The sequence below is a fragment of the Proteus appendicitidis genome, from assembly GCF_030271835.1.
Classification (GTDB): domain Bacteria; phylum Pseudomonadota; class Gammaproteobacteria; order Enterobacterales; family Enterobacteriaceae; genus Proteus; species Proteus appendicitidis.
The window spans coordinates 2,853,683-2,869,416 of the sequence record NZ_CP127389.1 but is presented as its reverse complement, the minus strand read 5'-3'; the positions used below and the strand labels follow the sequence as shown (position 1 = coordinate 2,869,416).

General features: G+C 35.3%; 17 protein-coding genes. 10 read left to right on the top strand and 7 right to left on the bottom strand.

The features are described from left to right. Positions 1-51 precede the first annotated feature (51 nt). Both QQS39_RS13520 and QQS39_RS13515 read right to left on the bottom strand, forming a co-directional pair. On the bottom strand, positions 52-927 hold the full coding sequence (locus tag QQS39_RS13520; RefSeq protein ID WP_285804709.1) for a T3SS regulon anti-activator ExsD domain-containing protein: 876 nt from the start codon (positions 925-927) through the stop codon (positions 52-54). Between the two features lie 84 nt (positions 928-1,011). Continuing rightward, positions 1,012-1,848: a helix-turn-helix transcriptional regulator gene (locus tag QQS39_RS13515; protein WP_151435696.1), complete on the bottom strand. Its 837-nt coding sequence runs from the start codon at positions 1,846-1,848 to the stop codon at positions 1,012-1,014. 1,166 nt (positions 1,849-3,014) lie between these two features. On the opposite strand from QQS39_RS13515, the gene QQS39_RS13510 reads away from it, so the two are divergent. Further along, positions 3,015-3,530, top strand: coding sequence for a bactofilin family protein (locus QQS39_RS13510; RefSeq protein WP_226892275.1), 516 nt, complete (start codon positions 3,015-3,017; stop codon positions 3,528-3,530). A gap of 81 nt (positions 3,531-3,611) precedes the next feature. Further along, a complete protein-coding gene (locus QQS39_RS13505) occupies positions 3,612-4,169 on the top strand; it encodes a GNAT family N-acetyltransferase (RefSeq protein ID WP_151435694.1) in 558 nt (185 codons plus the stop codon). Here QQS39_RS13505 and QQS39_RS13500 read toward each other — a convergent pair. Next, entirely contained in the window at positions 4,147-4,497 is a 351-nt protein-coding gene (locus QQS39_RS13500) for a nitrous oxide-stimulated promoter family protein (protein WP_151435693.1), read from the bottom strand. The two genes, QQS39_RS13505 and QQS39_RS13500, sit on opposite strands and share 23 nt — an antisense overlap. 179 nt (positions 4,498-4,676) lie before the next feature. Here QQS39_RS13500 and QQS39_RS13495 point away from each other — a divergent pair, with 179 nt between their 5' ends. After that, on the top strand, positions 4,677-4,922 hold the full coding sequence (locus QQS39_RS13495) for a DinI-like family protein (RefSeq protein ID WP_036934877.1): 246 nt from the start codon (positions 4,677-4,679) through the stop codon (positions 4,920-4,922). 132 nt (positions 4,923-5,054) lie between these two features. Here the strand turns inward: QQS39_RS13495 and QQS39_RS13490 are convergent, their stop codons facing one another. Both QQS39_RS13490 and QQS39_RS13485 read right to left on the bottom strand, forming a co-directional pair. After that, complete coding sequence (locus tag QQS39_RS13490; protein WP_023581559.1) at positions 5,055-5,294, bottom strand: YecH family metal-binding protein; 240 nt, start codon at positions 5,292-5,294, stop codon at positions 5,055-5,057. 110 nt (positions 5,295-5,404) lie between these two features. Continuing rightward, a complete protein-coding gene (locus QQS39_RS13485; RefSeq protein ID WP_023581560.1) occupies positions 5,405-5,620 on the bottom strand; it encodes a DUF465 domain-containing protein in 216 nt (71 codons plus the stop codon). A 264-nt stretch (positions 5,621-5,884) separates the two neighbouring features. Between QQS39_RS13485 and eco the strand changes: the two genes are divergently transcribed. Next, positions 5,885-6,364, top strand: a complete 480-nt coding sequence (gene eco / locus QQS39_RS13480) for a serine protease inhibitor ecotin (protein WP_198585710.1) — start codon at positions 5,885-5,887, stop codon at positions 6,362-6,364. A gap of 88 nt (positions 6,365-6,452) precedes the next feature. Here eco and QQS39_RS13475 read toward each other — a convergent pair whose 3' ends face one another. Continuing rightward, positions 6,453-6,890, bottom strand: a complete 438-nt coding sequence (locus tag QQS39_RS13475; protein WP_151435692.1) for a universal stress protein — start codon at positions 6,888-6,890, stop codon at positions 6,453-6,455. Between the two features lie 534 nt (positions 6,891-7,424). Between QQS39_RS13475 and QQS39_RS13470 the strand changes: the two genes are divergently transcribed. Next, positions 7,425-8,339, top strand: a complete 915-nt coding sequence (locus tag QQS39_RS13470; RefSeq protein ID WP_151435691.1) for a cation diffusion facilitator family transporter — start codon at positions 7,425-7,427, stop codon at positions 8,337-8,339. 83 nt (positions 8,340-8,422) lie between these two features. On the opposite strand, the gene ghrB is transcribed toward QQS39_RS13470, so the two are convergent. Continuing rightward, the gene (ghrB, locus tag QQS39_RS13465) at positions 8,423-9,382 is read right to left on the bottom strand and encodes a glyoxylate/hydroxypyruvate reductase GhrB (protein WP_285804708.1); all 960 of its coding nucleotides are present in this window, start codon (positions 9,380-9,382) and stop codon (positions 8,423-8,425) included. Between the two features lie 491 nt (positions 9,383-9,873). Between ghrB and galE the strand changes: the two genes are divergently transcribed. The 5 genes from galE to QQS39_RS13440 all read left to right on the top strand — a co-directional run bounded on the left by galE (position 9,874) and on the right by QQS39_RS13440 (position 15,706). Then, on the top strand, positions 9,874-10,890 hold the full coding sequence (gene galE / locus QQS39_RS13460; protein ID WP_151435689.1) for a UDP-glucose 4-epimerase GalE: 1,017 nt from the start codon (positions 9,874-9,876) through the stop codon (positions 10,888-10,890). Between the two features lie 45 nt (positions 10,891-10,935). Further along, on the top strand, positions 10,936-11,991 hold the full coding sequence (locus QQS39_RS13455) for a UDP-glucose--hexose-1-phosphate uridylyltransferase (protein WP_151435688.1): 1,056 nt from the start codon (positions 10,936-10,938) through the stop codon (positions 11,989-11,991). A 290-nt stretch (positions 11,992-12,281) separates the two neighbouring features. After that, positions 12,282-13,442 carry a galactokinase gene (gene galK / locus QQS39_RS13450; RefSeq protein WP_151435687.1) on the top strand — a complete coding sequence of 387 codons (1,161 nt, stop codon included), beginning with the start codon at positions 12,282-12,284 and terminating at the stop codon, positions 13,440-13,442. Next, positions 13,442-14,512 carry a galactose-1-epimerase gene (gene galM, locus QQS39_RS13445; RefSeq protein WP_285804707.1) on the top strand — a complete coding sequence of 357 codons (1,071 nt, stop codon included), beginning with the start codon at positions 13,442-13,444 and terminating at the stop codon, positions 14,510-14,512. Before galK ends, galM begins: the two co-directional genes overlap by 1 nt. Positions 14,513-14,695: 183 nt before the next feature. After that, positions 14,696-15,706, top strand: a complete 1,011-nt coding sequence (locus QQS39_RS13440) for a substrate-binding domain-containing protein (RefSeq protein ID WP_151435685.1) — start codon at positions 14,696-14,698, stop codon at positions 15,704-15,706. The last annotated feature ends 28 nt before the right edge of the window (positions 15,707-15,734 follow it).

Here is a 15,734-nt window from a genome sequence, read left to right as displayed (position 1 = left end):
AACGCTAATTTCAGCTCTTCTCTTTTTATTTAGAGAAGAGCTGAAATTTTATTATCGCCATAAAAATTCATCGTTATTTAAACAAAGTTCCCTTTCTAATAGCCAATCTTTTAATTTTTGACAATTTTCAGGATTTTCTGGAATACTGTTTAAAATCGTCCATAGTGGTTTTATCAATTCTGAGCGTGGTGTTACACCTTGGATGTAATCTAGTGTGTTATTAATTTCAATATTAAAGACCGGCTCATTTTTCCAACTCTCTAAAAGTAACGTGATATCTTTTTGTAGTAGATCATTAATCACTATAAGTCGGACTTTATCTGAATTTAGTTTGATATTGATGTCATCTAAAGATAAAAAAGAATCACTTATATTTGATAGTTGTTTTCTTTCGAATGACTTAATATTTTCACACTGCTTAATTTGAGACTCTAACTCTCTTTTGGTTTCATAAAGAGTGAATAGCTGAGGGGTAATATGCTGAACCCAATAAATAAACAGAGGCTTTATAACAGCTTGAATTAAGCGCATATGCTCATTGATATTGACAGTAGCCTTCAATGATTTATCCCAATCCATTGGTGTTAACGTAGCATTTGCTTGTTGCGCATGAAATGAACGTACCAAGTTAACGACATCAAGGATTTCTTCCTTAGTGATATCAACAAAACAGTATTTTTTTCGTAAAAACCAAGTGGATTGTAATAAACTGTCTACGCTTTCACGACATAATACTCGAGATAATATTTTTATCTGCTGTGCATTAACATCGCATTCAGTGTCACTATTTTTATTAGACTGCAAAGAAAACTGTAGATCAAATAAATCATCTACAGTTTTTTTATCACCGGTTGCCATCATTTTTTTTAGTAAAGTTAAATAATCATAATAATGGGCTTGTGGGGTATGTTTGTTTTCTTTGATCACGATATAGAACTCACTCATAAGAATAAATTTAAAGTATTCTAACTATGAATGACTTTTAGATATTATGATATTCGGTCGGATTTTTTATAATTTTAATCTGATGTTTCTCGCTTTACTTGGTGTCATATTAAAACGACGATGATAGCTTTGTGTAAAGTAAGATTGGCTTGAAAAGCCTGACTCCATTGAAATATCAACAATACTCATTTCAGTAGTCAGTAATAGTTGATGTGCATAAATAATTCTTCTTTCGCAGATCCATGTTCTTGGAGATGTACCATAGACGTGGTTAAAAAGCTCTTTAAATGTTGTTAATCCCATACCAAATTCACGGGCAAATTGTTTTAGTTTCCAACTTTTTAAATGATTTTTTTCCATAAATATTTTCAAGCGATCAACCTGGCGATGACTGAGTTGACGCAATAATGCCATTAAATCTGAGCCTTGTTCTGTTGACAGCAAAAGGATTAAAAGCTCTTCAATTCGTAACCGTGTGAACGCTTCAGGGCAGGATTGGGCGGTGAGATATTCAAAACCATTGCTACAAAAGTGAATAAGAGGGGAGTCTTGAAAACAAATAAAAGCACTAGAAAATTCTTCATCTCTTTCTATATTACACAAAATATCGTTGTACTTTGACATGAAATCTCTTAAGAAATCATCTGAAAGAGGTATTGCAATAATCTCTACAGGATCGGTGCCTTGTGTTTTTATTGTATAGTTGCCCTGTTGTAAAAAAAGAACTTGATCTTGGTTTGCTGTGATTGTATCTGTGCAGTTTTGCAAAATAAGTGCATTTTTCCGAATAAGGAAGAGGGCTTTTTGCTCATTTTCTAGTATTTGATATTGTGAATAGAAAAAAGATTTTTTTTCAATCGTACAATCGTTTTGATTGTTTTTGTCACATTGCATTGTATTCATAATTCGCCCAAAAATTATTATATGAGTATCACTGTATTTTTATAATGATAAATATAAGAACATTTATAAAAACACTTCTTTATTATTGAGTGCTATTTAAAATAAAAAGGAGATTATTTTCTTTAATTTGATGATGTTTTTTTTTAGATATTAGACACTGCATTTTATTTTGCTAATTTAAGATAAGTCGTTTTGTTAATTTAGTGGGATTTGGTATAAATTGCAAAAGAAAATTAAATAAGAAAAATTTTTTATTTGAGACAATAAAGAATGGTAAGTATATTTGTGTAATCAATAATTTACACTTATTTTTTTTAGTATTAAAATCCATATATAACATGGAGTTATTCTTACTTCATTTTCTTTACAGTGTAAATAAATAATAGATATATTTAAAAGGTAGGTATAATCATTGTTTTCTTATTGTGCTTATCTTGTTATTTAATTGTTGTGTTTTGTTTGAAAAATAAAGTCATAAAATGAGAATTAAAATTGAAAAAGAAAACTGGTTTTTATATGTTATATTAACGTAAGTTATAAAAGTGGATAACTAAAGATAAAATTTAACAAAATATAAACACAGATCTCACACTTAAATCTGATTTCTTCTTAGTGGTTTTTCCCTTCTATTTTTTACTGTGACAGGTATCTCATATTTTTATTTTGAAAAATTGGATTGTCCTGTGGCTTTATGATAAATATTTTTGAACAATTTTTTTTATAAAAAAAGAATATAAGTATAAAATGTTAATTTTTAATACGAAATATTTATCTAAATAAGTGTTTGCTACTCATAATTTATTTACATTAAAGTTTGGTGATTAAAATAGATAATCTTTGTGTTTAACTAAATATTATTTAGCCTAAGGAACAAATCAAAAAACTAAAAGGTAATAATAGGCTTATTGCTGGCATTATGCTTGTCATTCGTTTATTAAAATGGTGAATGCATAAGTGTATTTATTGTCAGGGAGGTAAGGATATAGCTAATTATGGAGAATAAGCGAACACTGCGAAATATTATATTCAGCGGGATATGGATAATTTGGACTCTTGCCTTAATTGCTTTTTGGCGTTATCAAATGGCAGGCGAGTTTTTGATTATTCTAATCCTAATTTTTAGCATTACTATTTATTATATGACTTTGAGGTTAAAAAAAGCCGCTATGTTTAGTCGTAAAACTGAAACACCAAAAGCAGCAGAGCCTGTTGCACCAGTAATAACAGAAGAGAAAAAACCGATGCCAGAGCAAAAACTATACACGATTATTGCAAAAGGAACGGTATTCCAAGGCGATATTAATGTTGAAGGCGATATCCAAATTTGGGGTAAAGTCGCTGGTAATATTAATGTCAAAGATGGCGTTATTCGTGTTATGCATGCGGGGCAAGTTGAAGGCGAATTAACAGCACCAGATATTATTATTGACGGTTTTGTAAAAGGAATTTGTGCTGCTAATAACCTCGATATCTTAGAACATGGTGAATTACGAGGTACGAGCCGTTGTGGCAGTATGTCTATTAAGCGTGGCGGTATATTTACTGGGCAATCAGAGCAAGTTGAACATCAAGCAAAATCAGTTGCTCAACAACGCGTTGTTTCAATAAAAGAAAGCTCTAATGCAAATAAAGATAAAGTTGTTGCACCAGTAGAAAACCAACTAAAAGAAAACAAAAAATAAAACACTATTTTTCTTTTCATTGTTCGTTGCTTATCCTATTTTATCGCTATTGTCTTAATTTTATATAAAAAGAGAATAACGATGAATTTAGATACTCCCAGACTGCACCTAAGAGAATGGCGTGAAAGTGATAAAGCGCCATTTTTTTCTGAGATCAATTCTTCACCTGAAGTAATGCGCTATTTTCCTTGCACTTTATCTCAATTAGAAAGCGATAATATGGTTGAGACTATCCGTGAAAAATTTATTCAACAAAATGGATGGGGAATGTGGGCAGTTGAATTGAAAGAGACTAAAGAGTTTATTGGCTTTGTTGGGTTAAATATTCCAGCAGCGCCTTTGCCATTTAATCCCTGCGTAGAAATTGGTTGGCGGATTGCAAAAAAGTTTTGGCGAAAAGGTTATACCTATGAAGCGGCTTTAACTATATTTAAATTTGCTTTTGAGACATTGAGGTTGGAGGAAGTTGTCGCTTTTACTGCAGTTTCAAACCTGCCATCTCAAGGTGTAATGCAAAAACTAGGTATGCATCAATCTGATAATTTCTTTCATCCAACATTAGATAAAACACATCCTCTTGCTGAGCATGTTTTATACCGCTTGAAGAAATCCGATTTTACTTTTCAGTCGAACGAATAGTGCGTTTTTTTTCAGGAAGTGGAGGAACCGGCTTTTTATCATCAATAAGATGACGTATTGCTAAGATCGGATGATAAATTAGCATTCGTGGACCCGCCCAACGCATAATTTGTTTCATTGTTTCTCGTTTTGCTGGTTGATAACAATGAATAGGGCATTGTTTACAGGCTGGTTTATCTTCACCATAGCGACATTTATCTAATCGGTTATATGCATAGTTGATTAATTGTTGATAATAATCTGAGTCAGCTTCAGGATGCGAATGAGCATAAAGGTGAACCATTTTTTGAATGGTTTTTTTTTCACGATTTATTCTTTTTCCTGACATACCTTTCTCTCTTAGTAATATGTTGCATTTATTATACATCTTATCATTAAGCCGATAGAGACGCTAAAATATTATTTAATGCGTAATGATAAAAAATTTTATCAAAAAGACTTTTCTTTTTTCTTAGAATATAATACTGTATTTATATACAGTTTATTTGCCTTTAAATGGTGAAACCAATGCGTGTGGAAATTTTATTTAATAAACAATCTAAGATAACCGACTCATTATTTCCGCTCTTAGAACACGAACTGAGAAAAAAGATCATTCCAGAATATCCAGATATGCAGTTTCGTATTGCCTTTAGTAGCATGAACTCGATTCAAGTTACGGGCATAAAAGATGAAACTAAGCATGAACACATTATGGAACTTATTCAAAGCGTTTGGGAAGATGATGGCTGGTTACAAACAGACGATGAATAAAATATAGTAAAAAATGTAGTCAATAAAATCATTACGATTGTCAGAACGAATTGGCTTTTTATTGTTTATATAAAAAGCCAATGACATAGAAAAGGAAATCACTGGCAATCGAGCTTTAAAACGCTATATCCATCAATGATGGCAAATCTTATTTTCACTCGTTGTAAACCCACCTTCTGCCGGAATAAATTTACCTTTCCTTTCTAAGAAATCAACTAATTCAGTCGCTGTCATATTTTCAGCTGAGCAAGTATGAAAACGTGAGTCATTGCCGAATTGTTTATGGATAGCATCAATTAGCGATGTTTTAGTAAATGCTGTTTCTGAAGAAAGGATCATTTGCAAAACTTCATGACCATGTATTGATGACATAGGTAGCCCCTAGAAAATAAAAGATACATTAATTATGCATCTTTATAGGGCGGTATCTTTGTTTTTAATCATAAAAAGCGATGACATAATATCATCGCTTAAAAAGAGCCTTATTTTTCACTTCGTTGAAGTATTTTTTGCATTTCATCTTTAAGATGAAGCTTTTCTTTTTTTAGTTTGGCAACTTCATCGTTATAGCCAGCTCCGTTAGGTCCTTCTAATTTAGCAATTTCTTGATCGAGTCGATGATGTTTATCGTAGAGGGCTTCAAAGCGGGGATCACTATTTCTTAATTGAGAAACAAGGGCTTGTTGATCTGAGAACATATAACCTCCTATGAAAAGAAATTGGGTCTCTATTTCAGTATAATCATAGATAGCTTATCTGCACGGTGATGTATCACAAATTTACATTTCATGAAAAAACGTGATTTTTCTTTTTAAAACATTCAGAATTATCCACTCATAGTACTATTTACTAAGATGTTAGCATTCAAGCACTAAAAATATTAGTATTCAGATAATCAGCAATAAAAACATCTGACTAATCTTGTTAACGGCGAAGTGTTCGCTGTAAAAATGGAGAGAGTGATGAACAAAGTAATATTATCTTTAGTAGCAGCAATGTCTTTATCTGCGTGCGCACAAGCTACCGACAGTTTAGATAAAGTTGCACCTTATCCTAAGGCTCAAGAAAATCAAGTTCGTCATGTTATCGAATTAGAGAAAAAAGATAATGAAAACAATTACCAAGTTGAATTAATTATTGGTAAAGAACTTAAAGTAGATTGCAACCATCAGTGGTTTGGTGCGGATTTAGATGAAAAGAATTTAGAAGGTTGGGGCTATAGCTATTATGTTGTTGGCGATTTAAATGGCCCAATGTCAACAATGATGGGATGTGCTGATAATACGAAAAAAGATGCCTTCGTTCAGGCAAATATGGGATCAGATGCCTTCATCCGTTATAACAGCAAATTACCTATCGTTGTTTATGCACCAAAAGATGTTGATGTGAAATATCGTATTTGGTCTGCGGCTGAGACTACCCAAGATTCAGTTAAAAAATAACAGTTAACCTTATTTAAAATAGACCACAGTTTGTGAAAAAGCCCTTTGTTGTTGAGACAAAGGGCTTTGTTGTTATTTAAACTAAATATTAACGTATAACTAAAACTGACATTTTGGCATGACGTACAATCGATGATGCCGTAGAGCCTAATAAATAAGAGGAAACATTAGGTCTATGTGATGCAATTGCAATTAAATCAGCATCAATGTGGCGGGCATATTCTAAAATTTCATCTTTTGCGTTACCAACACCCACATTGCATATAATTTGCTCATCAGGAATTTTTGCATCTTTAATCATGTCTTGTAGTGCAACAAAAGCAAGACGAGTACGTTCTGACGAGTCTTTGAATTTTTCAGGAATAGCGGCAAACTCGATACCAAAGAAAAGTTCAGCATTAGGAATAACGGTGAGGAAGTGGATCTCCGGTTTACCCACCTTTGCTATTTGTTCAATGTGAGCGATTAGTTCCTGAGAAAGTTCATCTTCTAAAATATCAATGGGAACTAGGATTTTCTTATACATTACAAACCTCACTTAGCGTTAGTTTAAAATATTTACCATTATCGCCTAATAGTAAAAAATAGCTGTGATCTGTGTTTTAAATAAGAGTGAGAATGATTATTTACTACTTTACATTATTAAGCATTAAAAATTAAAAACAGTTTGAAATAATATTAACAATATAATGAAAATAAGTTATACACCTTAACTTGTTGACAGAAAAGCGATTAATAAATTTTTATAAAAAATTAATTTCTCTGTTTCTCATTAAAAATAGAAAATGCATAAAAGAATGATTATCAATTATATTATTGTTCTGTATCTATAAGATTTTATTGATAAAAATAAGAGACAGAAAGAGTTAAATATGGCATATTAATAGGCAATGACATCTCAATATGATGTCTGGACAGCAATCTTAGTCCCTAAACTGGATTGTTATTCAGAGTCGTCCTTTATCCTCACCAATGAGTTATGGAACCTGAAATAACCTATGGAACTCTATTTATCTATGGCAATAGAGTAGGCTATTTAAAACCAAATAAGATTATTATTATGACACATAATCACATTGATGATATTGAGTTGGATCGGACTGATAATAAGCAGTCTGAAAAATTTAAGGCAGCTAAGAAAAGCACGTTAGTGAGTGTTTTTGTCAATATTATTTTATCCATTTGGCAAATTACAGTGGGCTTTTTTTCACACTCTCAAGGTTTAATTGCCGATGGCATTCACTCGCTTTCTGATCTTATTGCAGACTTTGTTGTTTTAATTGCCAATAAAGGTAGTCAGAAACGACCTGATGCAGATCACCCTTATGGGCATTTTCGTTATGAAAATGCAGCATCACTTATTCTTGGAACGATTTTATTAATTGTCGGTTTAGGAATGTTGTTTTCTGCCATTCATAAAATTTTAGATCCATCGACTATTCCTGAAGTTCATAGTGTTGCTTTATATGTGGCTTTGCTTGCCTTAGCGGCTAAAGAAGGGTTATTCCGCTATATGCTTACTGTTGCAAAAAAAGTGGATTCCAATATGTTAGTCGCAAATGCTTGGCATGCGCGTTCTGACGCCGCTTCTTCATTAGTTGTTGCGATTGGTATTATCGGAAGTTTGGCTGGATTTAAATTTTTTGACCCATTAGCAGCATTCATTGTCGGGCTATTTGTCGGCCGTATGGGGTGGCGTTTTACTTATCAAGCGCTACAAGATTTAATGGACAGAGGGGCAGATGAAGAGACGCTGAAAGAGATTAAACAGATGTTGGTTTCAACACCGGGCGTGCAAGGCGTTCATGATTTAAAGACACGTCGTTCTGGTGATTATTTACTCGTAGATGTACATCTTGAAATCAAAGGTGATCTCACCGTCAGTGAAAGCCACTCAATTGTTGTTAATGCTCGTAATAAGGTTTTGCAAAATAAACAGATTTTGAGTGTGATGGCTCATGTTGATCCCGCTTAAACTTATTTGAGCATTAAGTAAAAAAGGTAATGAGCGATTTTTCATTACCTTTTTTTGTTTCTTAAAAAACGCTATTTACGATTTTAGAAATTGACGCAGTTTTCTTTTACGTGATCACTCAGCGCTGCAATCAGATTGTCTACCGCACATTCAGCCATCGCATAGCGAGTCTCTTTTGTTGCAGAGCCAATATGCGGCACAGCAACGACATTTTTCATCGTTAATAAAAGTGAAGATGAAGATAGAGGCTCTTTTTCAAACACATCTAAACCAGCACCGGCGATCTCTTTTTGTTCTAATGCATGGATTAATGCCAATTCATCCACTACAGCGCCACGCCCTGCATTAATTAAATAAGCATCCGGTTTCATCATCGAAAATTGTTTTTGACCGATTAAATGGTGTGTTTCTGGTGTTAATGGCAATGTGATACAGACGAAATCAGATTGCTGTAATAATGCCTCTAAAGTGCAATATGTTGCAGCAAATTTATCGTTCACTTCGGTATGTTCTGTACGTGAGTGATAAAGAATATTCATATTAAAACCAAAGTGTGCGCGCTGAGCTAAAGCTTTACCTATTCGCCCCATGCCAATAATACCCATAGTTTTATGATGAACATCAGTACCGTACCAATCTGGTGTGATACCTTTAATCCATAAACCTTGTTTAATATTATCAGCAAGTTCAGGAATACGCCTTGCTACAGAAAGTACTAATCCCATCATGGTATCTGCGACGGTATCTGTTAATACGGTTGGAGTATGCATTAGCTTAATATTACGTTTGGTCAGTGCATTAACATCAACATTGTCATAACCAACAGAAACCGTTGAAACGGCTTTTAAATGAGGTGCTTGGCTAATAAAATTCTCATCGATTTTGCCACCAGCACCAAGTAATCCAGAGGCATTGGCAAGTGCTGAACGAAAATCATCAGAGTCTAAAGAGAGCGTTTTAAATTGTTTGATATCAGCAAAATCGGATAGTTTTTTGTACAGTTTTTCAGGAAGATCTTGATATAGCACGACAATCGGTTTCATTTGTATGCTCCTAGCGACTCATTCACTTGTCGCCTAGCTGTAATTTGAATTATTTAGAGTATCTATTTAATGGCGTTTATTAATGGTGCTTATTGTATGTAGTTGTTGATTATTTTTTCCTCGAATTATTTAGAGGAAGGTATTCTTACTCCGCTTAAACATATTAGCGAGGAAGTTAATAAGGTATGATAAAACTTATTGAATGTCAGTTTTATCATATAATTAGCGCATTAAATGAGATGTAATCGTTTACTTTTAATGTGTATTGTTTTTAGTGTTAAAGTGAGAGATTGTGTTGCTTATCCTACTAACTTACTGTAATGCAAGTCTAAATTAGGATATTGGATAAAAATTTAAAGCGTATTAAAAGGGTGTAAACGTTTACACTAAATGTCGGTTTGATCACGAAATGATTTTGTTGATCTTGCTAAACTCTGTGTCAGTGAACAGAAACCGTCTTGCGCTTTTCCTTTAGATCAAAAGAGGTGAATGTGGAAATATTAGTGACAGGTGGTATGGGATATATCGGTAGTCATACTTGCGTACAAATGATTGAAGCAGGCATGACACCGATTATTTTAGATAACCTTAGCAATGCGAATGACGAAGTGCTTAATCGTGTTGAAGCCTTAACAGGGAAACGCCCTCTATTTTATAACGGTGATATTCGTGATGACCAACTATTAGCATCCATTTTTGCTAAGCATTCTATTCAATCTGTTATTCATTTCGCGGGATTGAAAGCAGTTGGTGAATCTGTTCAGAAGCCCATTGAATATTATGACAACAATGTTAATGGCACATTGGTGCTCGTGCGTTGTATGCGTGATGCGGGCGTAAAAAGTCTTATTTTTAGCTCCTCTGCAACCGTTTATGGTGATCCTCAAGCGGTTCCTATCACTGAAGATTCGCCTGTAGGGGGCACGACTAACCCTTATGGCACCAGCAAATATATGGTCGAGCGCATTTTATCTGACTTATTTGTTGCTGATGAAAGTTGGTCTATTAGTTTGCTGCGTTATTTTAACCCAGTAGGGGCGCATCCATCAGGTACGATGGGGGAAGATCCTAAAGGTATTCCAAATAATTTAACCCCTTATATTGCACAAGTGGCAATTGGTCGTCGTGAACAAGTCGCTGTTTTTGGTGATGATTATCCAACAAAAGACGGTACAGGTGTTCGTGATTATATCCACGTTATGGATCTGGCTGATGGTCATATCGCAGCATTAAATGCATTAGGCAAAAAAGCGGGCTTACATATTTATAATTTGGGAACAGGTAACGGCACTAGTGTGATTGAAATGATTGAAGCATTTCGTAAAGCTAGCGGCAAACCTATTCCTTATCAATTACAAGCTCGTCGTCCTGGTGATATTGCAGAATGTTGGTCAAGCCCTGCAAAAGCAGAGAAAGATTTACACTGGAAAGCCATTCGTTCAATTGATGATATGGCTGCGGATGCTTGGCGTTGGCAGTTACAAAACCCAAATGGTTATCTGAAATAAGATTTAAAGTATTCAGATAATCTTGAATAAATAAGAGAGAAGGTTATGTCGAAACTGATTTTTGATCCTGTTGAACATCCTCATCGTCGTTATAATCCGCTAACTGGTCAGTGGATTTTAGTTTCACCACATAGAGCGAAACGACCTTGGAATGGCAAAGATGAAAAGCCTCAGATTGCGACACTTCCCTCTTATGATCCTCACTGTTATTTGTGTCCAAATAACACCCGTGTTTCTGGCGATAAAAATCCGGATTACACAGGAACATATGTCTTTAATAATGACCACTCTGCGTTGTTGCAAGACGAATATCATATTGATCCTTCATCAAATCCTTTATTTCAAACTCAAGCAGTGAGAGGAATTAGCCGAGTTGTCTGTTTCTCACCTGATCATGGGAAAACAATCCCTGAATTACCTGTCAGTAGCTTACGTAAAATCGTTGATACTTGGGATAATCAAATAGAAGAACTCAGCAAAGAATATCTTTGGGTTCAAGTATTCGAGAATAAAGGCGAAACGATGGGATGCTCTCAACCTCATCCTCACGGGCAAATTTGGGCGAGTGATTTTTTGCCTAATGAATTAGCGCGAAAAGATGTGCAATTAAAAGCGTATTTTGAAAAATACGGGCGCAATCTATTAATCGATTATGTTGATGCTGAATGTAAAGATGCAAGTCGCACTGTAGTTGAAACAGAGCATTGGCTGGCGGTAGTACCTTATTGGGCTTCTTGGCCTTATGAAACGATGTTATTACCTAAAGTGCATATTCGAAGAATGAGTGAATTAAATAGCGCTCAGCGAGATGATCTGGCTATTGCAATGAAAAAATTAACTAGCCGCTATGATAATTTATTCCACTGTTCTTTCCCTTATTCAATGGGATGGCATTTTGCGCCTGCTTTTAAAGATGATAGAAATATCGATCACTGGCAATTACATGCGCTTTATTATCCGCCATTATTACGTTCAGCCACAGTGCGTAAATTTATGGTGGGATATGAAATGTTGGCAGAATCGCAAAGAGATCTAACGCCAGAACAAGCCGCGAATAATTTACGTCAATTAAGTGACATTCATTATAAAGAGCAACGTTAATAACTATGTAATTTAATAACCATGCAATTTAATAATCATGCAATATAGCAAGGCATTTTAATTAATCTGCTTTTTGCGCACGAAATAAATTAAATCAGGCATCTCATTATTTACATAATGATGTGGTGGGATTTTTATACTCTTCATCCTGCAAGTTGCAGGGGTGTTGGCTACGCTCAGCTACCCGAATCACATACATGAGTATGCTCATCGGGATATCTTTGCTTGCCGCCTACCTGCAACTCAAATGATTTAGAGTACATTACTAAATTTTAAGCTAAGGATTTATTATGCAGGCACTTATTAATAATGTGACTCGTTCATTTTCATCTATTTTTGGTTACGCACCTACACATTTTATTCAAGCGCCAGGTAGGGTAAATCTTATTGGTGAACACACTGATTATAATGATGGATTCGTTTTACCTTGTGCAATTGATTATCAAATGGTCGTTGCCGCAGCGAAACGAGAAGACAATACTATTCGCGTTATTGCGGTTGATTACCAAAATGAAGTTGATGAATTTAGCCTCGATAACACCATTGAGTTTTTACCTCATAAAATGTGGGCGAACTATATTCGTGGTGTTATTCATTTTCTACAAAAAGAGAACTATTCTTTTCATGGGATGGATATCGCGATATCCGGAAATGTTCCTCAAGGTGCCGGGTTAAGTTCTTCTGCCGCGTTAGAAGTTGCCATTGGTCAAACGCTTAAAACACTTTATCAATTACCTATTAGCCAAAAAGAGATTGCATTAAATGGCCAAAAAGCAGAAAACCAATTTGTGGGTTGTAACTGTGGCATTATGGATCAGCTTATTTCGGCTTGTGGTGAAGAAAATCATGCACTATTAATTGATTGCCGTTCATTAGAAACGTCGGCAGTAACAATGCCCGAAAATATGGTTGTGATGATTATCAATACCAATAAAAAGCGTGGTTTAGTTGATAGTGAGTACAATACCCGTCGCCAACAGTGTGAAGAAGCCGCTCATATTTTAAATGTGACTGCATTAAGAGATGCCACATTAGAGGATTTACTTGCTAAAAAAGCATTAATGAGTGATGTGGTTTATCGTCGGGCGCGCCATGTTATCACTGAAAATAACCGAACATTAGATGCCGCAGAAGCCTTACGTCATGGTGATTTAACCACATTGAGTCAGTTAATGATGCAATCACATCACTCAATGCGTGATGATTTTGAAATTACAGTCAAAGAGGTTGATTCATTGGTTGAAATCGTAAAATCAGTGATTGGTGATCGTGGTGGGGTAAGAATGACAGGTGGTGGATTTGGCGGTTGTGTCGTAGCATTAGTAACACCAGATTTAGTTGATAAAGTTATTGACTCTGTTAAGGCGCAATATGAAGCTAAAACGGGATTAAAAGAAACTATCTATGTCTGCTCTGCCAGCCAAGGAGCGGGCTATTCGGAGGCAAAATAATGGCAACTCAGGAACTTCGTTTTCTTGAACCTGAACAAATGACAGCACAACCCGCATTAGATGGAAAACCTGCGCAAATCGTAGTGCTTAAAAATCGTTTTGGGATGTCTATCTCTTTAATGGATATTGGTGCGACTTGGTTAACCTGTATTGTACCGGTTAATGGATATCGCCGAGATGTGTTATTAGGCTCTGCGGATATGAATGCCCATAAACAACAAACAGCGTATTTAGGCGCAACGGTTGGGCGTTTTGCTAATCGTATTGCAGGAGCCAAGTTTGTATTAGAAGGGCAAGAATATAAAATAAGTGCGAATGAAGGTAAAAATACCTTACATGGTGGTAAGCAAAACTTTAGCCATCTTCGCTGGGGGATCACTGCGCAATCATCTCAATCCGTCACTTTTTCATTAATTTCAAATGATGGTGACCAAGGTTTTCCCGGTACTGTGAAAGTAAGTGTGACCTATACGCTGACAGATAATAATGAAGTGTGCATTGATTATCAGGCGATGAGTGATAAAACTACGCCATTAAGTTTAACTAATCATGCTTATTTCAATCTTGCGGGTGAACATACTGAGCGCACTGCACTTGAGCATGATTTAAAAATTTGTGCGACTCACTATTTAAAAAATGGCAACGGTAATATTCCTACGGGGGAGTTTGCAAGCGTAATAGGAACAGGGTTTGATTTTCGTAAATTAAAACGTGTTGGCCGTGATTTTATGGCAGATGAGTGCCAAAAAGCGGCAAATGGTTACGATCATGCGTTTATTTTAGATAAAAAAGCGATTGAGGATAAAACCCCTGTTGCGACCGTGATTGCTCCTGAAGGCGAACTTAAAATGGATGTTTTTACAACTATGCCTTCTATCCAATTCTATACCGGTAATTTTCTGGCTGGAACAAGAGGAAAGAGCCGTCATTACGGTAATTACTCAGGGTTGGCATTAGAAACACAATATTTCCCAGATGGCCCTAATCATCCAGAATGGCATGAAAACCAAGGTGTTTTACCTGCAAATACAGCATGGAATAGCCAAACAATCTATAAGTTTTACTCGTAACAACAAAAGGAAAGTGTAAACGCTTTCCTTTTCACTATTTATTTGATCTTTTTACTTTTTAATTTTCCCTTCTTCGCTGATAATCAAGCCACTTAAATTCTATTACTCTCTTTTTTCTTTGTTTGTAGATTAACGGTTCGTTATTTCTTAACCATGAATAAAGGTGATCCATAAGGGGTGGATATGGCGACTATCAAAGATGTCGCGAAAGAAGCGGGTGTTTCTGTCGCTACTGTATCTAGAGTCATTAATAACTCGCCAAAAGCAAGTCAAACATCTATCGAAACCGTTAATGCTGCGATGCAAAAGCTAGGCTATCGACCTAATGCAGCAGCAAGGGCTTTGGTTAGCCAAAGTACGCAAACTTTAGGTGTTTTAGTGCATGACGTTTCAGATCCCTTTTTTGGCACACTCGTTAAAGCGGTTGATAACGTTGCAAGACAATCAGGGAAACACATCTTGGTCTGTAATGGTTATCATGATGCTCAAGATGAGCGACAATCTATCGAATTATTGATTAATAGTCGCTGTGATGGTCTTGTGATCCATTCAAAAGCACTTTCTGATGAAGAATTACTGGCTTATGCTCAAGAAGTTAAAAGCATGGTATTAATTAACCGCTTTATTCCTGACATTGCCGAACGTTGTGTTGCTTTAGATAATTACAAAGGGTCATGGATGGCAACAGAGCATCTTATTCGCCAAGGTCATACTAAAATCGCGTATATTTCATCTACTCATCAGATTGAAGATACAACTCAGCGCCTTGCAGGTTATAAAGCGGCATTAGAAGCCAATAATATCTCATTGCCAGAAAGCTATATTGAGTATGGAGAGCCTGAAGGTGAAGGCGGTGAAAAAGCAATGATGCATCTGCTAACGAAATCTATCGATTTTACAGCAGTAGTGACTTACAACGACTTTATGGCAGCAGGGGCTTTATCTGTTCTTGATGAAAATGAAATCCCTGTACCTGAAAAAATCTCAGTTATTGGCTTTGATGATGTATTAATTGCACGCTATATTCACCCTCGTTTAACCACGGTGCGTTATCCTGTACAAATGATGGCAGAACAAGCGGCAACACTTGCTATTAGGCTTTCTAAAGGTGAAGTACTTGAACAAAAACAACGTATTTTTTCGCCAACATTAGTTCAACGTAATTCCGTTTTTAATCTTAGTCATCTCTCTTAGTTATCCATCTTAATTATCTCATTTGCTT